26 protein-coding genes and 1 pseudogene are annotated in these 21856 nt (G+C 64.2%); 11 read left to right on the forward strand and 16 right to left on the reverse strand.

The genetic code is table 11. The features are described 5' to 3' along the window. Nucleotides 1-156: 156 nt before the first annotated feature. Complete coding sequence (locus RAD04_RS09000; protein ID WP_461623485.1) at nt 157-1260, forward strand: NAD(P)/FAD-dependent oxidoreductase; 1104 nt, start codon at nt 157-159, stop codon at nt 1258-1260. A 174-nt stretch (nt 1261-1434) separates the two neighbouring features. On the opposite strand, the gene RAD04_RS09005 is transcribed toward RAD04_RS09000, so the two are convergent. Beyond that, on the reverse strand, nt 1435-1614 hold the full coding sequence (locus RAD04_RS09005) for a YdcH family protein (RefSeq protein ID WP_026201910.1): 180 nt from the start codon (nt 1612-1614) through the stop codon (nt 1435-1437). A 329-nt stretch (nt 1615-1943) separates the two neighbouring features. Between RAD04_RS09005 and RAD04_RS09010 the strand changes: the two genes are divergently transcribed. From RAD04_RS09010 to RAD04_RS09020, 3 genes are all read left to right on the forward strand, one after another. Next, complete coding sequence (locus tag RAD04_RS09010; RefSeq protein WP_008546179.1) at nt 1944-2150, forward strand: YdcH family protein; 207 nt, start codon at nt 1944-1946, stop codon at nt 2148-2150. A 122-nt stretch (nt 2151-2272) separates the two neighbouring features. Then, nucleotides 2273-2491: a hypothetical protein gene (locus RAD04_RS09015; RefSeq protein ID WP_028140284.1), complete on the forward strand. Its 219-nt coding sequence runs from the start codon at nt 2273-2275 to the stop codon at nt 2489-2491. 23 nt (nt 2492-2514) lie between these two features. Continuing rightward, on the forward strand, nt 2515-2766 hold the full coding sequence (locus tag RAD04_RS09020) for a hypothetical protein (RefSeq protein ID WP_028140285.1): 252 nt from the start codon (nt 2515-2517) through the stop codon (nt 2764-2766). Here the strand turns inward: RAD04_RS09020 and RAD04_RS09025 are convergent. Beyond that, entirely contained in the window at nt 2763-3398 is a 636-nt protein-coding gene (locus RAD04_RS09025) for a GGDEF domain-containing protein (protein WP_461623667.1), read from the reverse strand. The genes RAD04_RS09020 and RAD04_RS09025 overlap by 4 nt on opposite strands. Between RAD04_RS09025 and RAD04_RS09030 the strand changes: the two genes are divergently transcribed. From RAD04_RS09030 to RAD04_RS09040, 3 genes are all read left to right on the forward strand, one after another. Next, nucleotides 3343-3534, forward strand: a complete 192-nt coding sequence (locus tag RAD04_RS09030) for a hypothetical protein (RefSeq protein WP_461623678.1) — start codon at nt 3343-3345, stop codon at nt 3532-3534. The genes RAD04_RS09025 and RAD04_RS09030 overlap by 56 nt on opposite strands. Nucleotides 3535-3626: 92 nt before the next feature. After that, nucleotides 3627-4115, forward strand: coding sequence for a 5-(carboxyamino)imidazole ribonucleotide mutase (gene purE / locus RAD04_RS09035; RefSeq protein ID WP_018317812.1), 489 nt, complete (start codon nt 3627-3629; stop codon nt 4113-4115). Further along, nucleotides 4112-5218, forward strand: coding sequence for a 5-(carboxyamino)imidazole ribonucleotide synthase (locus tag RAD04_RS09040; RefSeq protein WP_461623486.1), 1107 nt, complete (start codon nt 4112-4114; stop codon nt 5216-5218). Before purE ends, RAD04_RS09040 begins: the two co-directional genes overlap by 4 nt. Nucleotides 5219-5355: 137 nt before the next feature. Here RAD04_RS09040 and aqpZ read toward each other — a convergent pair whose 3' ends face one another. Continuing rightward, nucleotides 5356-6078, reverse strand: a complete 723-nt coding sequence (aqpZ, locus tag RAD04_RS09045) for an aquaporin Z (RefSeq protein ID WP_461623487.1) — start codon at nt 6076-6078, stop codon at nt 5356-5358. Between the two features lie 261 nt (nt 6079-6339). Here aqpZ and rpsU point away from each other — a divergent pair, with 261 nt between their 5' ends. Continuing rightward, nucleotides 6340-6636 (forward strand): 30S ribosomal protein S21, encoded by a 297-nt coding sequence (gene rpsU / locus RAD04_RS09050; RefSeq protein WP_008546194.1) that lies wholly within the window; start codon nt 6340-6342, stop codon nt 6634-6636. Between the two features lie 272 nt (nt 6637-6908). Beyond that, nucleotides 6909-7559: a tetratricopeptide repeat protein gene (locus RAD04_RS09055; protein ID WP_461623488.1), complete on the forward strand. Its 651-nt coding sequence runs from the start codon at nt 6909-6911 to the stop codon at nt 7557-7559. A gap of 25 nt (nt 7560-7584) precedes the next feature. Here the strand turns inward: RAD04_RS09055 and RAD04_RS09060 are convergent, their stop codons facing one another. From RAD04_RS09060 to RAD04_RS09120, 13 genes and pseudogenes are all read right to left on the reverse strand, one after another. Further along, nucleotides 7585-8538, reverse strand: a complete 954-nt coding sequence (locus RAD04_RS09060) for a hypothetical protein (RefSeq protein ID WP_461623489.1) — start codon at nt 8536-8538, stop codon at nt 7585-7587. A 92-nt stretch (nt 8539-8630) separates the two neighbouring features. Further along, nucleotides 8631-8915: a cupin domain-containing protein gene (locus RAD04_RS09065; protein WP_091956448.1), complete on the reverse strand. Its 285-nt coding sequence runs from the start codon at nt 8913-8915 to the stop codon at nt 8631-8633. A 27-nt stretch (nt 8916-8942) separates the two neighbouring features. After that, nucleotides 8943-9115, reverse strand: a pseudogene (locus RAD04_RS09070) (ionic transporter y4hA); the annotation flags it as partial. Nucleotides 9116-9139: 24 nt separating this feature from the next. Next, nucleotides 9140-10618: a sodium:proton antiporter gene (locus tag RAD04_RS09075; RefSeq protein ID WP_461623668.1), complete on the reverse strand. Its 1479-nt coding sequence runs from the start codon at nt 10616-10618 to the stop codon at nt 9140-9142. Continuing rightward, on the reverse strand, nt 10572-11369 hold the full coding sequence (locus tag RAD04_RS09080; RefSeq protein WP_461623669.1) for an alpha/beta hydrolase: 798 nt from the start codon (nt 11367-11369) through the stop codon (nt 10572-10574). The genes RAD04_RS09075 and RAD04_RS09080 overlap by 47 nt, the downstream gene beginning before the upstream one ends. Before the next feature lie 28 nt (nt 11370-11397). Next, nucleotides 11398-11568 carry a hypothetical protein gene (locus RAD04_RS09085; protein ID WP_461623490.1) on the reverse strand — a complete coding sequence of 57 codons (171 nt, stop codon included), beginning with the start codon at nt 11566-11568 and terminating at the stop codon, nt 11398-11400. Between the two features lie 19 nt (nt 11569-11587). Then, nucleotides 11588-12985, reverse strand: coding sequence for an NAD(P)(+) transhydrogenase (Re/Si-specific) subunit beta (locus RAD04_RS09090; protein ID WP_028140295.1), 1398 nt, complete (start codon nt 12983-12985; stop codon nt 11588-11590). A gap of 39 nt (nt 12986-13024) precedes the next feature. Further along, the gene (locus tag RAD04_RS09095) at nt 13025-13342 is read right to left on the reverse strand and encodes a proton-translocating transhydrogenase family protein (protein ID WP_018317801.1); all 318 of its coding nucleotides are present in this window, start codon (nt 13340-13342) and stop codon (nt 13025-13027) included. An 11-nt stretch (nt 13343-13353) separates the two neighbouring features. Beyond that, nucleotides 13354-14481, reverse strand: a complete 1128-nt coding sequence (locus tag RAD04_RS09100; RefSeq protein ID WP_461623491.1) for a Re/Si-specific NAD(P)(+) transhydrogenase subunit alpha — start codon at nt 14479-14481, stop codon at nt 13354-13356. A 137-nt stretch (nt 14482-14618) separates the two neighbouring features. Further along, the gene (locus tag RAD04_RS09105; RefSeq protein WP_018317799.1) at nt 14619-14771 is read right to left on the reverse strand and encodes an aa3-type cytochrome c oxidase subunit IV; all 153 of its coding nucleotides are present in this window, start codon (nt 14769-14771) and stop codon (nt 14619-14621) included. 97 nt (nt 14772-14868) lie between these two features. Continuing rightward, nucleotides 14869-15255 (reverse strand): type II toxin-antitoxin system death-on-curing family toxin, encoded by a 387-nt coding sequence (locus RAD04_RS09110; RefSeq protein WP_461623492.1) that lies wholly within the window; start codon nt 15253-15255, stop codon nt 14869-14871. Next, a complete protein-coding gene (locus RAD04_RS09115) occupies nt 15252-15518 on the reverse strand; it encodes an AbrB/MazE/SpoVT family DNA-binding domain-containing protein (RefSeq protein WP_038948412.1) in 267 nt (88 codons plus the stop codon). The genes RAD04_RS09110 and RAD04_RS09115 overlap by 4 nt, the downstream gene beginning before the upstream one ends. 66 nt (nt 15519-15584) lie before the next feature. Further along, entirely contained in the window at nt 15585-17507 is a 1923-nt protein-coding gene (locus tag RAD04_RS09120) for a M3 family oligoendopeptidase (protein ID WP_461623493.1), read from the reverse strand. 127 nt (nt 17508-17634) lie between these two features. Between RAD04_RS09120 and RAD04_RS09125 the strand changes: the two genes are divergently transcribed. Further along, nucleotides 17635-19131: a sigma-54-dependent transcriptional regulator gene (locus RAD04_RS09125; RefSeq protein ID WP_461623494.1), complete on the forward strand. Its 1497-nt coding sequence runs from the start codon at nt 17635-17637 to the stop codon at nt 19129-19131. A gap of 347 nt (nt 19132-19478) precedes the next feature. Next, the gene (locus tag RAD04_RS09130) at nt 19479-21722 is read left to right on the forward strand and encodes a L,D-transpeptidase family protein (protein WP_461623495.1); all 2244 of its coding nucleotides are present in this window, start codon (nt 19479-19481) and stop codon (nt 21720-21722) included. Nucleotides 21723-21856 lie beyond the last annotated feature (134 nt).

A 21856-nucleotide genomic window follows, 5' to 3' on the forward strand; every position in this document is an offset into this window, starting at 1 on the left:
GGATCGGGTAAACGCCTGTACGCGCAACAGAAAAATGTGACGTGAAATACGGCAATTGCCCTGACATGATAAATTCTTCCTTAACGGAAAATGGCCCCGCGGCATTCTCTCCAGGCCTGATGCCACCGGCGCCTCCAGCGGACCTCCTGCACAACCATGGATAAGGTCGATTGCGTCGTCATCGGAGCCGGCGTGGTCGGGCTCGCGGTGGCTCGAAAGCTTGCGCAGGCCGGGCGCGAGGTCATCGTGCTCGAGGAGGCCGAGGCGATCGGCACCATCACCTCCTCGCGCAACAGCGAGGTGATCCATGCCGGCATCTACTATCGCGCCGGGAGCTGGATGGCGCGCATGTGCGTCGACGGCAAGCACGCGCTCTACCGCTACTGTGGCGAGCGCGGCATCCCGCACAAGAATTGCGGCAAGCTGATCGTCGCGACCAGCCCGCAGGAGACCGAGAAGCTGCAATCGATCAAGGTGCATGCCGAGGCCAATGGCGTGCTCGACATGCAGCAGCTCACGGGCGGGGCGGCACGCGCGCTGGAGCCGGCGCTGGCCTGCGACGCCGCGCTGCTGTCGCCCTCGACGGGCATCATCGACAGCCACGCCTACATGCTCTCGCTGCGCGGCGAAGCCGAGGAAGCCGGCGCGGCCTTCGCGTTTCACACCCCGCTGATCCGCGCCAAGGCGGCAAACGGCCTGATCGAGATCGACGCCGGCGGCGAGGCGCCAATGACGCTGCAGTGCAGCCTCCTCGTCAACGCCGCGGGGCTTTCTGCGACCAATGTGGCGCGCAACATCGACGGCATGCCGCTGGACCGAATTCCGCGGGCCTATCTCGCCAAGGGAAATTACTTCAGCTGCAATGCCAAGGCGCCGTTCTCGCGCCTGATCTACCCGGTGCCCGAACCCGGCGGGTTAGGAGTGCATCTGACGCTGGACATGGCAGGCCAAGCGCGCTTCGGCCCTGACGTCGAGTGGATCGAGACGATCGACTACGAGGTCGACCCGTCACGCGCCGAGCGGTTCTACCCGGCGATCCGCAAATACTGGCCGACGCTGCCTGACGGCGCGTTGATGCCGAGCTATTCGGGCATCCGGCCGAAGATCGTACCGCCCGCGGTGGCCACGCAGGACTTCCTGATGCAGGGCCCGCGCGATCACGGCGTCGCTGGCCTGATCAATCTGTTCGGCATCGAATCGCCGGGACTGACGTCGTCGCTCGCGATCGCAGATCACGTCGCCGAGCTCGCAGATATCTGAAGCGTTTTCGAGCGAAGCGGATGCCGCTTCGCGGCAAGACTACGCGTTCAGACAAAAACCAAACACCGCGCAAATTTCTTTGCACGGTGCGCACTTTGCTGCAGGGATGAGCGCAAAAGCTCTCACCCCTGCGGGATAAGGGTACGTTCAACTCTACGCTGTTACGGGGGTTACTTAGTGGAGCGTGTCGCCGTGCCTCAGACGCTCGATCTGGTCCTTGACCATCAACTTCCGGCGCTTCAACTCAACAATTTGCAGGTCGTCTGTTGAAAGGTGCACGAGAGCTTCGTGCAATTCGTTTTCGAGAAGTTTGTGCTTCCGCTCCAATTCAACGAGATGTGCCTGAATTGTCATTCGAAACCTCCTCGGTAGGGTTGAACCTCAGGATTCGATCCGGACAACGAAGTGTACATCAGCGATTCGTTCTGTCGATGGGTAACAGTCATCGCAGCTTCATTTTTGAAAATTCATATGTAACGAAGCGTGAGTAAAGGAACCGCGCGGGAAAAATCCATGATATCAATGCGCTTGCGCAGCGCCGCAGCGATCAGCGGAAATATGTCGCTGGAGATCGGCGAACGATGGTCGCAGATCGCTTGCGATCACGCCGCGCAAGGACGATAATTTCCACAGGGCATCCACAGCCTTAATCCCACGCCTATCGGTTTTCGGCCACCGCAGACATGACCAATGAAGACGAGCGTGAGCTCGAAGCCGAGCTCACCCGGTTGCAGCAGGAACACCGAGATCTCGATGCGGCGATCGATGCACTGCATCAATCGCCCGCCCCCGACCTATTGCGGTTACAGCGCTTGAAGAAGCGCAAGCTGTTGTTACGAGACCGCATCGCGTTCATCGAAGATCAGATCACCCCCGACATCATCGCCTGACCTGCGAGCCGGTTTTCCCTCGCGCGGATGAATCCGCTTGACTCCAAAAGAACAAAATAGGAACATTTGAGGACCCCAGCGCCCCCAGAAAACGCCCAGGACAACTGACAAGGACAATGCAGATGTCGACAGCCGCCCTTCTCGACAACAGCCATTATGAACAGGCCTGCGATCAGGCGATCGCGATGTGCGACGGCAATCTGCGCAGCACCATCAAGGCGCTGATCATGGCCAACGAATATCTGGAGGCCGAGCTGGAGGAATTGCAGGCGGCGATTTCCGCCGGCTGCATTCCGGACACCTCGCGCAGCAAGATGCGGAGCAAGAGCAGCGCCGCCTGAACCGTCAGCTATCGGAGCCGACCATGCCCGACGTCACCTACTACGTTGCATTGCCCTTCCTGATCGACGAGGACGGATCGCCGGTGGCGGGTGCTGCCGAGGAATGCCAGACATCGGCTGCCGCCCTGCGTCGTGCGGAAATGCTGGCGCACGGCGCCGGCCATATCGGCGCCGTCGCCTTCAGCCGCAGCGGCGATCCCCTGACCGGCGAGTTTGGCGACGCCAAATTGCTGCGGAAATTCGGTAACGTACCGCCAGATCTCAGCGCGCTTTAGCTGCCGACCAGCCTGACCCGCGGCTCGTGCCGCCGGTGCGCCTTGCGCACATACATGGCGGCATCGGCCTCCTCCAGGGCGCGGCCCGCGTCGGACTGCGCCCCCAGTAGGGCGACACCGGCGGAGGCGCCCGCGGTCACCTCCTGGCCGCGAAATACAAAGGACAATTCGTCGACCGCCTGCTCGAAGATGGCCGCCTTCGCCTTGGCGTCGGTCTCGCTGAGATTCCACAGCAGCAGCGCGAACTCGTCGCCCCCGAGCCGGCCGACCACGTCGGAGGCGCGGACCTGCCGCGTCAGCGTAGCGGCAATCGCCTTGAGCACCTCGTCGCCGGCGCCATGACCGAACGAATCGTTGATCGGCTTCAACCTGTCAACGTCGAGCACGATCAGCGCCCCGCTGGCGCGGTAACGCTTCATGTAGGCGATGGCGCGCGCCAGCTCGCGCTCGAAGCCGCGCCGGTTCGGAATCGCCAGCAGGAAATCGGTATCGGCCGCAGCTTCCAGTTCCGCTACCCGGCGCTGCGCCTCCTTGAGCTTGGTCCGCAAGCCCCGGATCGTCGCCCTGACGGTATCCTTGACCCCATCGCCCGACGCGCCGCGCCCCGGCGGCCTCGCCGAACGCGTGGTCAGCCGTTTTGGGGCGGCTTTGGATCGGCCGGCGCTGGTCTTCCGGCCCTTTTTGGCCTTCGCAGCGCCTGCCCTTTTTGGTTTCTTCATGGGCATCCTGCTCAATGAAGGCTTGCGGGGATTCACCAAGACAGGATAGTGGATTCCCTTCTCCTTGCCACCGCCTTGCGAGCCGCCGGCCGGAACCGTTAATCTGGCCTATCTTTCTGTTTTTCGGGCACAATTAACGTCATGACCGCGCCGATCGCCATCATCATGGGAAGCCAGTCGGACTGGGACACGATGCGGCATGCCGCCGACACGCTTGCCGCGCTCGGCGTCGCCGCCGATACCCGCATCGTCTCGGCCCACCGAACCCCCGACCGTCTCTTTGCTTTCGCCAAGGGCGCCAAGGCCGCGGGTTACAAGGTCATCATCGCCGGCGCCGGTGGCGCTGCGCACCTGCCCGGTATGGCGGCGGCGCTGACCGAACTCCCGGTGTTCGGCGTTCCCGTCGAATCCAAGACGCTCAAGGGCCTCGATTCGCTCTATTCGATCGTCCAGATGCCCGCCGGCATCCCGGTCGGCACCCTCGCCATCGGCAAGGCCGGCGCGACCAACGCCGCGCTGCTGGCGGCGGCCGTCCTGGCGTTGTCCGACCCGGCCTTGTCCGATCGCCTCGCCGCCTGGCGCAAGGCGCAGACCGAGGCGGTCGCCGAGCGCCCGGAGGACAAGGCGTGACCGACACCAGGCAGGTGAAGCTGAAGCCCGGTGACACCATCGGAATCCTCGGCGGCGGACAATTGGGCCGGATGCTGGCCATGGCTGCGGCGCGGCTCGGCCTGCGCTGCCAGGTGTTCTCGCCCGATCCGGACTCGCCGGCCTTCGACGTCGTATTGAACGCAACCTGCGCCGAATATGCCGACGTCGAAGCGCTCGAACTGTTCGCCAACGACGTCGACGTCATCACCTACGAATTCGAGAACGTGCCATCGGCCGCCGCGATGGTGCTGGACGCGCGCCGACCCGTGCTGCCCAACCGCAAGATTCTCGAGACCACCCAGGACCGGCTCGCCGAGAAGGATTTCGTGACGCGGCTCGGCATCGGCGCCGCAGCCTATGCCGACGTCACCTCCGTCTCCTCGCTGCGCGAGGCGATCGTCAGGATCGGCCTTCCGGCCGTGCTCAAGACCCGCCGATTCGGTTATGACGGCAAGGGCCAGGCCATCATCCGCGAGGGCGACGACATCGCCAAGGTGTGGACCAGCCTCGCCACCAAATCGGCGATCCTGGAAGCCTTCGTGCCATACGAGCGCGAGATCTCCGTGATCGCCGCGCGCTCGGTCACAGGCCAGGTCGAGTGTTTCGACGTCACCGAGAACGAGCACCGCGACCACATTCTGAAGATATCGCGCGCGCCCGCGCCGATCCCGGCTGCGCTCGCCGAGGAAGCACGCAGCATCGCCGGCAAGATCGCAAGCGCGCTCGACTATGTCGGCGTGCTCGCTGTCGAGATGTTCGTGCTCGCCAACGGCACCGGCCCGAAGGTGCTGGTCAATGAGATCGCCCCGCGCGTGCACAATTCCGGGCACTGGACGCTCGACGGCGCGTCGGTCTCGCAGTTCGAGCAGCACATCCGCGCCATCGCCGGCTGGCCGCTCGGCAAGCCCGTGCGCCACGGCGAAATCGTCACCATGACCAATTTGATCGGCGACGAGATCAACGATTACGAAAAGTGGCTGAGCGTGCCGGGCGCGACCGTGCACATCTACGGCAAGGGTGCGCCGCGTCCCGGCCGGAAGATGGGCCACGTCACCGAAGTCAGGCCGACGAAAGGCAAGTAGCGGGACCGCAGCTTCGAGCTGCGATCCCGCTCCGCTCTAAAGCGCCATGAGATTTGGATGAATCGTCATCGCACTTTAGGTTGATGTTTGCGCATGATCTTTCCGGAAAACCGCTTCGCACTTTTCCGGATCATGCTTTAGGCCGTCTTCGCGCCTGCGACGACGCCCGTGGGCTCCTCGCTGAGCCAGCGATAGATCACCCCGCCCAGCGCGCCGCCGATCAGCGGTGCCACCCAGAACAGCCAGAGCTGCGCCGTCGCCCAGCCGCCGACGAACAGCGCAGGGCCCGTGCTGCGCGCCGGGTTCACCGAGGTGTTGGTGACGGGGATGCTGACGAGATGAATCATCACCAGCGCGAGCCCGATCGCGAGCGGCGCGAAGCCTGCGGGCGCGCGGCCATGGGTCGCGCCCATGATGATGAACAGGAACATCATGGTCATCACCACCTCGGTGAGGAAGCACACGATCATGCTGTACTGGCCGGGCGAATGCGCATCATAGCCGTTGGATGCGAAGCCCTTGCTGACATCGAATCCGGGAGCTCCGCTCGCGATGACGTAGAGGAGCCCGGCGGCCACGATCGCGCCGGCCACCTGCGCGATCACATAGGGCAGGATCTGCCCGCTCGGAAAACGCCCGCCGGCGGCAAGACCGACCGTGACGGCCGGGTTGAGATGGCAGCCCGATATGTGGCCGATCGCATAGGCCATGGTGACCACGCTCAGTCCGAATGCGAGGGAGACACCCACCAGACCGATTCCGACCTGCGGGAACCCGGCAGCGATCACCGCGCTTCCGCAGCCTGCGAATGTGAGCCAGAAGGTGCCGATGGCTTCAGCGGCGTATTTCTTGATATCCATGTGTCGTCCCCTGCTTTCAAAGATTCCGGAACAAGCTCCGGAAACGGCCCCATCCCTGGCGTCGAATCGCCCAAATCAGGGCCGCGCGGAGGTATTTTCGCCTCATTTAATGGCTGAACTTGGCCCGAATACCCGCTTGGCCGGTGGACATCCCGGGATTTGTCTGATACATCCGCGCCCTCAAGGTTAAGGGCTTGCGCGTTTTCGCCATCCCCTTCGTCTTACCAGAATTCAAATCCGATCCACTGAAGAGGATGCCGCGTGCAGGTTCTCGTTCGCGATAACAATGTCGACCAAGCCCTCAAGGCGCTGAAGAAGAAGATGCAGCGCGAGGGAATTTTCCGCGAGATGAAGCTCCGCGGTCATTACGAGAAGCCCTCCGAGAAGAAGGCCCGCGAAAAGGCCGAAGCCGTGCGCCGTGCGCGCAAGCTGGCCCGCAAGAAGCTGCAGCGCGAAGGCCTGCTGCCGATGAAGCCGAAGCCGGTGTTCGGCGCAGGTCCCGGCGGTGATCGCGGCGGTCGTGGCGGCCCGGGTGCAGGTCCGCGCGGACCGCGCTGATTTACCGAATCTTGCAAGATTTCAGTTTCGATGACGCGGGCCTCTGGCCCGCGTTATTGTTTGTGCGCGCTGCCCTTCCGAGCTGGGCACCATGGATGCGGCACGCAAACGCGATGAGATTTGGATTGAACGTCGTCGCGCTTTAATTTGTTGTTTGACCTTGATCTCTACGCAAGCGCGTTCCGCCTTTGTCGCGAGGGAAAACCGCTGCATACTTTTCGCCAACGCGGCCCTTCAGGTCCGGATCATGCTCTAGCGCGAGCGAATCGTAGATGGCCTCCCCCTTCCCCCAGCACGGCTTGGCGCGGCGACGCCCGATCTGGCGGCCGCCGTTCGCGCTGGCGTTGATGGGGATTGCGCTGTGCGGCTGCTCCTTCGATCTGGGATCGCTGATGCCGGAGAAGGACAAGCCGCAGGAGGCCCCAAAGGCCGCCACGCCCGCCGAGAGCGCGGTGAGTGCCGGCAACGTCACCGAAGCTCAGGCCCACACCGCAAAAGCCCAATCCCTGGCCAAGTCAGGCGAGGTCGCGGCAGCGCTCGACGAGTTCAATCGCGCGGTCGCGCTCGATCCCTACAATGCGCAGGCGCTGTATGGCCGTGCCCTGATCTACCAGGGCAACAATCAGCACGACTTCGCCATCGCAGATTTCAGTGCTGCGAGCGGACTCAACCCACAGAAGGTCGAGCCGCTGCTCGGCCGCGCCACCAGCTATCTCGCGCTCGGCAAGGTCAAGGAGGCCACGGCCGATCTGGACGAGGCCTCCGAGGCCGATCCGCACAACGCGCAGGTCTGGACCACGCGCGGACAGGCCTATGAGCGGCTGGGCGATAGGGCCAAGGCGGCGGCGTCCTACACCAGGGCTGTCTCGCTTCGCCCACGCGACGACGCCGCGCGCAGCGGTCTTGCCCGCGTCGGCGGCTGACGGCTTTGACGGCGCAGGCGCCGTCTTAATCGGGGGTGGCGCTCTTCGGCAGAACGGAGTGGAACATCGACTTCATGCCCGACAGCATCTCGTCGGCGACATTGGTCTTCTTGGGCCGCGGCATGGAGCCACCGGCGTCGGCGCGCAGATCGAGCGGTGGCGCGATCATCGGCACGGGAATGTCAGCCGGCGGCGTCATCCGATTCGGATCATCGTTGCCGACCGAGGCCGTGTAGGACGGATTGGCCGGCGAGGAGCCATCCCTGCCATAGGCCTCTGGTGAGGGCGTCGATACCGTGATCGGCGGCGGCAGCGGGCGGACCGTAGCCGGCTCCATGCTGACGACCCGCGGGGCCTCGGGCGTGCGGGCGGCTTCCCGCACGGCAGGCTCAGTCGGCCTCTCGGCTGACTTGGTCTCGGACGGCCTAACCTCGGCAGGTTTGGTTTCGGCGGACTTGCCCTCGGAAGACTTGCCCTCGGAAGACTTGCCCTCAGGAGTCTTGCGCAGGCGCTCGATCGCGGCACGCACGAGGTCGTTGGCGTCGGGGGCCGGAGCCGCAGCAGCCGGCGCCGAATTGGCCTCTACCACCGGAGCGGCGGGAGCGGGCGTGCTGGCGGCCGGGGTCGACTTGGCGACCGCCTTCTCGCGCGCCGACGGCTTGCCACGCGGGCTGGCCTCGGCCGGGGCCACATCCGCAGCCTTGTGCTCGGTGGACGGCTGATCGGCAGCCTTTTCGGCCGCCGGCTTTTCCGTCACGCTCTTCTCGGGGATGCCTTTGGCCTTGACGCCGGGCGCAGGGAGATTGGCGACATCGGCGGGTTTGCCGTTCTTGCCGGCCTCGGCAGGGGCCACGACGGCCGCAGGGGCATCAGCCGCCGGCTTGGCGTTGATGTAGTGGTTAACGATGTACGCCCCGATGATCGTCGCGAGCACCGAGGGGAAAATATCCATCGAAATTTTAGCGAGGTATTTCAGCATTCCGGCCACTCCCCGCGCGATCTGATGCGGGAACTTTGGGGCATTGTAAGGGATCAAGTGCGACGGATCGATGGCAAGTGTTAGGGCCGGATCTACGGCTTTAGCTCGATCTCAAGGAACACGATCTCGGTTGAGGTTTCGTTAAGTACGTCATGTTGGACGCCCGCCTTGCGGAAATAGGATTTCCCGGCTGCCAGCTGCGCCTTGGACCGCTCGCCGCCCGGCGCCACGATGGTCATTTCCCCCGCGACGACGGGAACGATCACATAGTCCATGCCGTGGGTGTGATGCCCGGTGGCGCCACCGGGCGGAAGCCGCCATTCGGTCACCCGGACCTCCTCGTTGTCGACCTGGACCTCGGACTTGGCGGCAAGCATCTGGAACCTCTCCTGGGACGTCGCGCTTCAGGGCACGAAATCCATGAACACGTAGACGCCAGATACCATCATATGGACCAGCCCGAACAGGACGTTTGTCCTGCCCGTGCCGAAGGCCGGCATGCTCAGGATGAAGGTCAGGAGCAAGAGCAGGTGGCGACGCCGATAGCTGGGATCGTCGACCCGATGGTCGCCAGGGAGCCGCAGCAAATCGGCCGGCAGATTCAATGCCAGCGCAGGATCGGCGCGACCGGCAGCAGCGTCAGCAGCATGAACAGCGGGATCAGCACAGCGCCGGCGCGCAAGAGATAGCCGAAGAAGCTCGGCATCTCGATGCCGTTCTCGCTGGCGATGCTACTGACCATGAAGTTCGGCGCATTGCCGATATAGGTGAGCGCTCCCATGTAGACGGCGCCCATCGAGACCGACGCGAGCGTTCCCGACAGCTCGTGCATCAGCGTTTGCGGATCGCCGCCGGCAAGCTGGAAAAACAACAGATAGGTCGGCGCATTGTCGAGAAACGCCGACATCAGGCCGGTGAACCAGAAATAGGCGACCTCGCGCGGCGCTCCGTCCGGCGCCGTCACGGCCGACAACAGCCAGGCGAAGGCGCCGTGATGGCCGGCATTGAGCATGGCAATGACCGGGATGATGGCGACAAAAATGCCAGCGAACAGTTTTGCGACCTCGCGGATCGGCTCCCAGGTGAAGCCGTTGGCTTCCCTGTGCTCGTCCGGCGTCAACCACACCGACAGCGCCGCAATGGAAAGCAGCGCCACATTGCGCGCGATGTCTTCCAGCTCCAGCTTGGTTCCGAGAACGTCGAAAGCAACAGCGGGCTTCCACATCGCCGAGGCAAGCAGGCTCGCGACGATGGCTGCGATCAGCACGAGGTTGACGAGGCCGCGGATGCGGACCGGATCCGCAGGACCGGCGTCGCTGAGATCAGGCTCGCTGCGGAAGCGCCAGAAGTCGATGGCGATGAAGATCGCGAGCAGCAATCCGGCGACGATCGCGGTCTGCAACCAGATGTTCCGCGTGGTCCAGAAGAAGTCGACGCCGTGCAGGAAACCGACGAACAGCGGGGGATCGCCGAGCGGGCTCAGCGCGCCACCGACATTGGCGACCAGGATGATGAAGAAGATGATGACATGGGCGTTGTAGCGCCGCGGCCGGTTGGCGCGGATCAGCGGACGGACCAGGATCATCGCGGCCCCCGTGGTGCCGACGATGCTTGCCATCAAGGTGCCGAGGGCGAGGATGCCGGCATTCGTCGCCGGCGTGGCCTTGATATCGCCGGTGATGAGGATGCCACCGGCCACGACATAGAGCGCGAACAGCAGCACGATGAAGCCGAGATATTCAGCGAGCATGGCATGGACGAAAGCCGCCAGCGTCGCCATGCTCCCGGCAAAAATGACGAGCGAGGCCAGCGCCAGCAGCGACCAGGCCGCAGCGATCTTGCCGTAATGATGGTGCCAGACTTTTGCAAACAGCAGCGGTCCGAGCGCGATCGACAGCAACAGGCCGGCAAAGGGAAGCGCATAGGGCCAGCGCATCGCAGCACCATCGAGCCCGGTTGCGGCCGATGCCTGCTGCGGCAACAAAGCGAGGATGGCGACGAGGGATATGCCCCAGAGCCGGGTGACGAGCCGTTCAGGATCCAATGAAGCGCCTTGCCGTTTCGATCGCACCGAATGCATCGAGATTGTCATGTCCGCCGCCCGCAAAGCGAACGAACTGCTTCGGTTCATGCGCGAGCGCGAACAGACGCTCTCCGAATACGATCGAAATGACAAGGTCGTTGGTGCCATGCATCACCAGGAGCGGCACCGTGACGCGCGCAATCCGCTCGTCGGAAGGGAACGGATCGCGCATCAAGAGGCGCACGGGCACGAACCAGAATGACGAAGATGCAATGTCGGCCGTCGACGTATAAGGCGCCTCCAGGACCAGCTTTCCAACACGCTGTTGCGAGGCGAGCGCGACCGCCACGCCGGTCCCGAGCGAGAAGCCCCAGGCGACGATTCGTTCCGCCGCGTAGCGGGCCGTGGTGAAGGCATAGGCGGCAGCGGCATCGCGCAGCAACCCCTCCTCGCTCGGCGCGCCGCTCGAGCCGGCATAGCCGCGGTAGGACAGCGCGACGAGGCCGGTGCCATCAGCCGTCATGGCCTTGAAGCGGCTGACACGGCCGGCCAGAAAATCGCCATTGCCCGGAAAATACAGGATCACGGGACGACCGGGCCTCGCCGGCACGTGCCAGACGATGATCTTCTCGCCATCCGAGGTGGTCAGGACATGCTCCTCCGCCTCGGGACAATCTGCCGCCTCAGGTGGGGTCCGCTTGGCGGTCGGTATCGGAAACAGCATCTCGCGCTGCCGGGCATAGAGCAAGACGAGCCCGGCGAGATAGACGGTCGCGAGCAGGATGACAGTCCATTTGGCGATGGTGATCATTGCGCGGCCGGCCCCCGGTTCAGGCTCAGGGCTTGCGACGGCTCCGCAGCAATTTCATGACGTCGGGCCGGAGGCCCGCCGGTACGTCGCGGCAGCCGCACTCCGCCTTGTGGGCGGCATGCCAGGCGACGCGCTGCTCGCGCGTCGCCTTGAGCGGCATGCGATGAGACCGGTGCCATTCCTTGTTGATGGCCACGGTCCGTTTCCTTCGCGTGCTACATCGCCTTGACGATGTTCTCGGTGACCTTCTTGGCGTCGCCGAGCAGCATCATGGTGTTGTCGCGGTAGAACAGCGGATTGTCGATGCCGGCATAGCCGGAGGCGAGCGAGCGCTTGATGAACATCACGGTGCCGGCCTTCCAGACCTGCAGCACGGGCATGCCGTAGATCGGCGAGGTCTTGTCCTCTTCGGCCGCCGGGTTGGTGACGTCGTTGGCGCCGATCACGAAGGCGATGTCGGCCTGCGCGAACTCGGAGTTGATGTCCTCGAGCTCGAACACCTCGTCATAGGGCACGTTGGCTTCGGCGAGCAGCACGTTCATGTGGCCGGGCATGCGGCCGGCGACCGGGTGAATGGCGTACTTCACCTCGACGCCTTCCTTCTTCAGGATGTCGCCCATCTCGCGCAGCGCGTGCTGCGCCTGCGCCACCGCCATGCCGTAGCCGGGCACGATGATGACCTTCTGTGCGTTCTTCATGATGAAGGCCGCGTCGTCGGCCGAGCCGAGCTTGGCTGGCTTCTGCTCGCCGCCGCCACCGCCGGCCGCCGCGGTCTCGCCGCCGAAGCCGCCGAGGATGACCGAGATGAAGGACCGGTTCATCGCGTGGCACATGATGTAGGACAGGATCGCGCCCGAGGAGCCGACCAGCGCGCCGGTGATGATCAGCGCGGAATTGCCGAGCGTGAAGCCGATGCCGGCCGCAGCCCAGCCGGAGTACGAGTTCAGCATCGAGATCACGACCGGCATGTCGGCGCCGCCGATCGGGATGATCATGAGCACGCCGAGCGCCAGCGCCAGGATGACGATCAGCCAGAAGTCGAGCGCGCCGCCGGTCAGGACCAGGCGGACGATGAAGAACACCAGCGCCACCGCAATCGCGATGTTGATGATGTGACGGGCGGGCAGGATGATCGGCGCGCCGCTCATCCGCGCGGACAGCTTCAGGAACGCGATCACCGAGCCTGTAAAGGTCAGCGCGCCGATGGCGACGCCGAGCGACATCTCGACCAGGCTCTGCGGATGGATGTTGCCGGGAGTGCCGATGTCGAAGGCCTCGGGCGCGTAGAACGCGCCGGCGGCGACCAGCACCGCGGCCATGCCGACCAGCGAGTGGAAGGCGGCGACCAGTTCCGGCATCGAGGTCATCGGCACGCGGCGGGCGATCACCGCGCCGATCGCGGCACCGATGGCGATACCGACGATGACGAGCACCCAGGCGAGGCCGTCTGCCGGCGGATGGTTGGCCAGCGTGGTGGCGACCGCAATCGCCATGCCGATCATGCCGAACAGATTGCCCTGGCGCGACGACGCCGGGCTCGACAGCCCGCGCAGCGACAGGATGAACAGCACTCCCGCCACGAGATACAAAAATGCAGAGAGGTTGGCGCTCATCTCAGGTCCCCATTGATCCCTTCAGCCCGAGGTGGCCGCTTACTTCGACTTCTTCTTGTACATCGCCAGCATGCGCTGGGTGACAAGGAAGCCGCCAAAAATGTTCACGCAGGCGAAAATGAGCGCGACAAAGCCGAAGGCGCGGGCCCAGCCCGAGCCACTCGAGACGTTCGCGACGCCGCCGGCAAGCAACGCGCCGACCACGATCACCGAGGAGATCGCGTTGGTCACGCTCATCAGCGGCGTGTGCAGGGCCGGTGTCACCGACCACACCACGAAATAGCCGACGAAGACGGCGAGGACGAAGATCGACAGCCGGAAGATGAAGGGGTCGACGACCTGTGCAGCATGCTCCATGGCGGGTCTCCTTAAACCTTCGGCTGGAAGTTCGGGTGGATGACGGCGCCGTCTTTCGTGAGCGCGGTCGCCTTGACCAGTTCGTCGTCCCAGTTCACGGCGAGCTTCTTCTCCTTCTTGTCGACCATGGTCTCGATGAAGGAGAACAGATTGCGCGCGTAGAGGCTGGAGGCAGAGGCCGCGACGCGGCCGGCAACGTTGGTGTAGCCGACGATCTTGATGCCATCGAGGTCGACGACCTCACCGGCCTTGGCGCCCTCGACATTGCCGCCGCGCTCGACGGCGAGATCGACCAGCACCGAGCCCGGCTTCATCGACTTGACCATCTCGCCGGAGACGAGCTTCGGCGCGGGCCGGCCCGGAATCAGCGCGGTGGTGATCACGATGTCCTGCTTCTTGATGTGCTCGGCGGTGAGCGCGGCCTGCTTGGCCTGGTATTCCCTGGACATTTCCTTGGCGTAGCCGCCGGCGGTCTGGGCGTTCTTGAACTCCTCGTCCTCGACGGCGAGGAATTTCGCGCCGAGCGATTCGACCTGCTCTTTGGTCGCGGGCCGCACGTCGGTCGCGGTCACGATGGCGCCGAGACGGCGCGCGGTCGCGATCGCCTGGAGGCCGGCGACGCCGACGCCCATCACGAACACTTTCGCGGCAGGCACAGTGCCGGCAGCGGTCATCATCATCGGGAAGGCGCGGCCGAACGCCTCGGCGCCCTCGATCACCGCGCGGTAGCCGGCGAGGTTCGCCTGCGATGACAGCACGTCCATCACCTGCGCGCGGGTGATGCGCGGCATCAATTCCATTGCAAAGGCGGAGACGCCGGCATCGGCAATCGTCTTCAGCGCGGCCTCGTTGCCGTAGGGGTCCATGATGGCGATGACGAGCGCGCCGCGCTTGTACTGCGCGAGCTCGGAGGCTTCAGGGCGCTTCACCTTGATGATGATGTCGGCATCCTTCAGCGCATCCGCACTGACGGTGGCGCCCACGGCAGTGAATTCGGAATCCGGCAGGCCCGATTTGAGGCCGGCGCCCGGCTCGACGGCGATCTCGGCGCCAAGCGCCTTGAACTTCTTCACCGTATCGGGCGAAGCGGCGACTCGCGGCTCGAGCGGATCGATTTCCTTGGCAACGGCGATCTTCATAGGTCCTCCGGCGGCACGGGACAGCGCGCGCGCAAACTAAGCGTTACTCCCGCGGCGTTCGATACCGGTTTTAGCACCGGCTTGGATGCAAATATTCTGGGCAGCTGCTGCCGCTGACGTGTGCAGCTGCCGACAGATCAGGTCAGGAAGATCGCCATCAGGATCACGATGAGCGCGACCGAGGCCGTGCCGTACTTCACCAGCTTGATGAAGCCCTCGTAGGTCTGCTCGTGGGCAACGTAGTCGTTGCCGTCGGCGGTGCTGTACGCCACTTCGCTATGATCAGCCATGGATTGTCCCCAGTCGAAAGTCGAATTCTTGGGCTGGGATACCGCAAAGTTTCGGGCAGGGCAACGGCACCGGGACGCGGTTTTCCCGCAAATCAGGTCATTTGGAATCCCAATTGTCACGGATCCAGCGCGTCAGGTTCTCCTCGCTGACCTCGCCGGCAGCGAGCGACAGGATGATGGCTGCCGCTTCAGCCTCGGGTACAACGAAGTCGATGCCGTTCACGCCGAGAAACGTGTACAGCGCCAGAAGCGACGTGCGCTTATTGCCGTCGACGAACGGATGGTTGCGCGCGATGCCGAAGGCGTACGCCGCCGCCAATTCGGGAAGATCGGCGCTCTCGTAAGACCATTTGTTTCTGGGCCGATCGAGCGCGGATTCGAGCATGCCTTCATCTCGAAGTCCGCTTGCGCCGCCATGGATCGCCAGTTGTTCGTCGTGGATCGCAATGATGATCCGACGGGTCAGCCAGAACGGCTCATTCACTTGGCAAGCTCGGCGAGAGCGTTGTGATAACGCTTCATGCCTCGCCGTGCGACTTCCATTGCTTTTTCGAAGTCAGGATCATGCGGCGTCAGCAACACGCCACCGTCCGACTGCTCGACCGGAAACAGCCTGTCGCCCTCTTTGAGATTCAGACGACCCGCGAGCTCCTTCGGCAGGATAACGCCGATCGAATTGCCTATCTTGCGCACCTGAAGCACGGTGGATTCGTTCTTCAAGTCCTTAGAGCTCGCGTTCTCGTTCATCGGCGCACCTCGTTATACATCTGTATAACACGACCCACTCATCTGTTCAACAAATGTTTTACGACACTACGCTCGTCCCATCGCCTCCAGCTCGCCGATCATCCCGGCGATGACACTCAGGCCGCCGTCCCAGAACTTCGGGTCCTTGGCATCGAGCCCGAACGGCCGCAGCAACTCGGAATAATGCTTGGTGCCGCCGGCAGCGAGCATGTCGAGATAACGCTCGGCAAAGCCCTCGTTCGCGTTCTCGTAGACCGCGTAGAGCGAGTTCACGAGGCAATCGCCGAACGCGTAGGCGTAAACGTAGAACGGCGAATGGATGAAGTGCGGGATGTACATCCAGTAGTTCTCATAGCCCGCCTTGATCTCGATCGCTGGACCCAGGCTCTCGCCTTGCACCGACAGCCAGATCTCGCCGAGCCGGGTCGCGGTGAGCTCGCCGTTCTTGCGCTCGGTGTGGACCGCGCGCTCGAACGAGTAGAACGCGATCTGCCGCACCACGGTGTTGATCATGTCCTCGACCTTGCCGGCGAGCAGCGCCTGGCGCTGTTTTGCATTTTTGGTCTGCGCCAGCAGCCGCCTGAACGTGAGCATCTCGCCAAACACACTGGCGGTCTCCGCCAGCGTCAGCGGCGTCGGCGCCATCAGCGCGCCATTCTTCGCCGCCAGCACCTGATGCACGCCATGGCCGAGCTCGTGGGCGAGCGTCATCACGTCGCGCGGCTTGCCCTGGTAGTTCATCAGCACATAAGGGTGCGCCGACGGCGTGGTCGGATGCGAGAACGCGCCCGGCGCCTTGCCCGGCCGCACCGGCGCGTCGATCCAGCGATCGGTGAAGAAGCGCTCGGCGATATCGGCCATTTTGGGCGAGAAGCCGCGATAGGCCGTCAGCACCATGTTGCGCGCGTCGGGCCAGCCGATGGTATCGGTCGCGGCAAAGGGCAGCGGCGCATTGCGATCCCAATAAGCCAGCCGCTTCTTGCCGAACCACTTCGCCTTCAACGCGTAATAGCGATGCGACAGCTTTGGATAGGCCGCCCGCACCGAGGCGACCAGCGCATCCACCACTTCGCGCTCGACGCGGTTGTTGAGATGGCGGGAATCCGCGACGTCCTGGAAGCCGCGCCAGCGGTCGGAGATGTCCTTGTCCTTGGCGAGTGTGTTGGTAATCAGCGCAAAGGTGCGCTCATTGGCCTTGAAGGTTTTTGCCAGTGCCTCGGCCGCGCTCTTGCGCTTGGCGCCGTCGCGGTCCTGCAGCAGATTGAGCGTCGGCTCGATCGCCAGCTCCTTGGCCCCGACCTTGAAGCGCAGTCCGGAGATGGTCTGGTCGAACAGCCGGTTGAAGGCGGAATAGCCGGTCTGCGCCTTCTCCAGGAAAAGCTGCTCGAGCTTGTCGTCGAGCTGATACGGCTTCTCCTTGCGCAGATCCTCGATCCAGGGACGGTAGTGCGCGAGCTCGGGCGCTTGCATGGCCCGGTTCAAAATATCGTCATCGACACGGTTGAGCTCGAGCGCGAAGAACAGCAAATGCGTGGACGCCGCCGTCAGCCGCTCCGACACATCGCCGTAAAACTTTGAAATCGCAGGGTCCACGCTGTCGCCGGCGTGGACGAGCCCGGCATAGGAACCGAGCCGGCCGGCAAGATCGTCGATTGCCTCATAGCGTCGCACGGCTTCCGCGAGCCATTTTCCGCCATCTTCGTTTGCTGTCCCTGTCGCCAGCTTGCCCTTGTAGTCCGTCTCGAACGCGACGCAGTCGGCATCCATCGTTTCGAGATCGCGCGCCACTTCCGGCGCATCGATCCCGGAATAGAGATCGGCCAGGTTCCACTCCGGAAGCTTGCCGGTCTTGCTCGCGGGCTTGACGGACGAAGATTTGGACGACGTGGAGGGCTTTGCCCTGACGGCGGATTTCTTGGCGGCGGAGGTCTTAGTGGCTGGCTTGCGGAGAGCAGACTTTTTGAGAGCGGGCTTGGAGCGCGAATTCATTGTGTGGGAAACCTGTGTTCAACAAGCGCGACGGCGGGCGGGGGCATCAAGGTTTAAGAGTGCGTTAATCGGCTTCGGCCAGAGTGCCCCGATTCGAGACAGATAGTAGTAGCGTGCGGGGAACACCATGGCTGCCTGTATTTTGATCGCCGACGACGACGCCGTAGCCCGCCGGCTGGTCGAGAACATGGTGCAGAAATGCGGCTATGAGACGGTCGTCGTGGACTCCGGTGACGCCGCGATCGCCGCCCTTACCGCTCCCGACGCGCCGGCCATCGACGCCGTCATCCTCGATCTCGTGATGCCCGGCCTCGACGGCATGGGCGTGCTGGCGAAAATCCGCGAAGCAGGTCTCAGCGTCCCCGTCATCGTGCAGACCGCCCATGGCGGCATCGACAACGTGATCTCGGCGATGCGCGCTGGCGCTGCCGATTTCGTGGTCAAGCCGGTTGGTGTGGAGCGGCTCCAGGTCTCGCTGCGCAACGCGCTCAACGCCTCCGCGCTCAAGGGCGAATTGCAACGCATCCGGCACAGCCGCGAGGGCCGGCTGACGTTCTCCGACATCATCACCCGCGCCGAGGCGATGGCCGGCGTGATGCGCGCCGCGCAGAAGGCGGCGAACTCCGCGATTCCCGTTCTGATCGAAGGCGAGTCCGGCGTCGGCAAGGAGATGTTCGCGCGCGCCATCCATGGCAGCGGCGAGCGCAAGGCCAAGCCCTTCGTCGCCGTCAATTGCGGCGCGATCCCCGACAACCTCGTCGAGTCCATTCTGTTCGGCCACGAGAAGGGCGCTTTCACCGGCGCGACCGAGCGGCACATGGGCAAGTTCGTCGAGGCCCATGGCGGCACGCTGTTTCTGGACGAGGTCAGCGAGCTGCCGCTGACCGCGCAGGTCAAGCTGCTGCGCGCGCTCCAGGAAGGCGCCGTCGAGGCGGTCGGCGGCCGCAAGCCCGTCAAGGTCGACGTCCGCATCGTCTCGGCAACCAATCGCCGGCTGCTGGAGCGGGTGAAACAAGGACACTTCCGGGAAGACCTGTTCTATCGGCTGCACGTGCTGCCGCTGACGATCCCCTCGCTCCGGGCGCGGCGCGAGGACATCCCGCATCTGCTCCGGCATTTCCTGGCGCGGTTTGCCGCCGAGGAGAACCGCGCGATCACCGGCATCAGCGGCGAAGCCATGGCCCATCTTGCCCAGCTCGACTGGCCCGGCAACATCCGCCAGCTCGAGAACGCAGTCTACCGCGCGGTGGTGATGAGCGACGGCGACCAGCTCGGCCTCGGCGACTTCCCTCTGCTCGCTTCGCAGCCGCATCCCGTAACCGAGATTCCGACTGCTCCGCTGATGCTCGAGCCGGCGGCGACCCCTTCGGTGGTATCGGGTAATGAAATACCAATCGCGCCGCTCCCTGCGGTGGGCACGCTCGCCCTGCTCACCGCGACCGGCGATGTCCGCTCGCTGGAGGACATGGAGAACGAGATCATCCGCTTCGCGATCTCGCACTACCGCGGCCAGATGTCCGAGGTGGCCCGCCGCCTCAAAATCGGCCGGTCCACCCTCTACCGGAAACTCGACGAGGCCGGGGTTCCCGGGCATGGCGGGAAAAGCGGCGAGGAGACGCACTGAGCCTCATGCGAACGAGGGTTCGCGCGGCGATGCGGGAGCGGCTGTAAGCCGTTCGCCTGACGACAGAATTCGACTGCTTCTTGAACCGTGACTTGGAAGTGACAGACACAGGGAAAAGCGCGCTGTGCAGGCGCACAATCCGTTGCCAAGTGGCTCCCTTGAAGTCAGTTTGGCGTGAGTTGTCCCGGTTAGCGCTGGCTGCAAAACCGGGGCCTGTATATCGTCTGCGTATGAATCGTTGCGTGCAGGCGTGCAACTTTCGAGAGGCCGGCGCGATTTAGCCGAAGCTCAATAGGCGATAACAAAGCTGTTCCACGAGGGACAGTTCACCCGAGGGGTGCGACACAATGCGTGACTGTTTGAACCACCGTGCGGGCTTCGACCGTGTCTTGATGACGGTCGCAGCGACCTTCCTCACGGTGTCGGCCAGCTCGGCCCTGGCGCAGGATCAGGCGCGCAGCAGCGCTGCCGAGCTCGCGATCGAAGCCGCGATCCCGCGCCCCGAGCCGGCCAACGTCCCGCCCCCGACCGCCTCCGATATCAAGCTCGACACCACCGCCACGGTGCAGGATTCCGCCAAGGAGCCGGCACAGGCGCCCGTGAAGGCTGATGTCGCACCGGCCCCGAACAAGGTCGAGACCAAGCCTTCCGACATCGCCACCACGCCCGCCGCCGAGGCGCCGAAGAGCGAAACGGCCAAGACCGAGCCTGCCAAGACCGAGCCTGCCAAGACCGAGCCTGTGAAGACCGAGCCTGTGAAGACCGAGCCGGCCAAGGCAGACACCGCCATGCCGGCTGCGCCTGCGGCACCCGCCACGGCTGCGGCCCCTACCGCTGAGCCCGTGAAGGCCGCGAGCAATGTTCCCGCCGCCGACCAGCCGGTCGCCGACAAGCTCAAGGACATCATCGGCGCCAAGACCTCGCGCCATTTCGACCGCAAGAACGAGCGCGCGGCGATCGAGAAGTTTTATGGCGCACGCGACTTCGCGCCGGTCTGGACGCAAGGCGGCAGCCTGACCACCGCGGCCAAGGGCGTCATCGCGCGGCTGAAGGACGCGGCGTCCGACGGCCTCAATCCCGCCGACTATCCGGTGCCGGACTTCAGCAGCGCCACCACGCCCGATGCACTGGCCGATGCCGAGCTCAAGCTCACCGCCAGCATGTTCGACTATGCGCGCCAGGCCCAGAGCGGCCGCATGCATTGGTCGCAGGTCTCTGGCGACATCCTTTATCCCGAGCATCCGGTCGACCCGAACGAGGTGCTCGCCAAGGTCACGACCGCGACGGACGCCTCCGCTGCGCTCGACAGCTACAATCCGCCGCACAAGCTCTACAAGGAGCTGAAGGCCAAGCTCGCGGAGCTTCGCGGTCAAGGCAACGGCCCGGTGATCGAGATCGCCGACGGTCCGGCGCTGAAATACACCCCGGCCAGCAAGAAGCAGGCTGAGATCGTCGTGGAAGATGCGCGCGTGCCGCAGCTGCGCGCCAAGCTCGGCCTTGCCGAGAACGCCAGCGACACCCGCTATGACGCAGCGATCGCCGACGCCGTGCGAAAATTCCAGAGCGGCGCCGAGATGAAGGCGACCGGCATCCTCGACGACAAGACGGTCAAGGCGCTCAACACCCCGAAGCGCGACAAGCAGATCGACGTGGTGCTGGTGAACATGGAGCGCTGGCGCTGGCTGCCGCGCGATCTCGGCGCGCCCGCGCTGGGCGATGCCTATGTGATCCTCAACATTCCCGACTACACGCTGAAGGTGATGCAGCGCGGCCAGCAGGTCTGGACCACCCGCGTCGTCACCGGCAAGCCGGGCACGCACGCGACCCCGCTGCTCACCGAGACGATGAAGTACATCACGGTCAATCCGACCTGGAACGTGCCGCCGTCGATCGTCTACAACGAGTATCTGCCGGCGCTTCAGCAGGACCCGACCGTACTGCAGCGCATGGGCCTCAAGCTCGAACAGAACCGCGACGGCTCGGTGCACATCTCGCAGCCGCCCGGCGAGGCCAACGCGCTCGGCCGCATCCGCTTCAACTTCCCGAACAAGTTCCTGGTCTATCAGCACGACACGCCGGACAAGAACCTGTTCGCCAGAGAAGATCGCGCCTTCAGCCATGGTTGCATGCGCGTGCAGAACCCGGATCAGTATGCGTCCGTACTGCTCAACATCACCATGCCGAACGAGAAGTACACGCCCGAGCGCGTGCGCAGCATGTACGGCAAGAGCGAGATCGACCTGAAATTCCCGACTCCGGTCCCGGTCAACATCACCTATCAGACCGCCTTCGTAGACGATGCCGGCAAGCTGCAGTTCCGCAAGGACGTCTATGGCCGCGACGCGACCATGATCAACATCCTGAAGAACAACCGCGGCAAGGATCTCGAGGCCGTCGTTGCGCACTCGCAGCCGAGCTATTCGCGCCCGGCGACGACCCTGCCCTCAGGCGTGGCCGTGGCCAACAATGGCGGTGGCTTCGGCTCGTCAGGCCCGAACTTCTTCGAACGGCTGTTCGGAGGCGGGGCGCCGACCCCGCCGCCGGCTCCGGTCGGCCGCCGGCCCCAGCAGCAACGGGTGTTCACCCGGTAAGGCTGCGGGACCTCAGCTTTTCGTATTCCACAACGATATCAACGGCCCCGTCCCATGGATGGGGCCGTTTAACGTTAAGCATTGTCCACCTGGCTCCCGGCACCGGGCGTTTTTTTGCCACACTCAACGGGTTA

Source organism: Bradyrhizobium sp. 25ACV, from assembly GCF_054863005.1.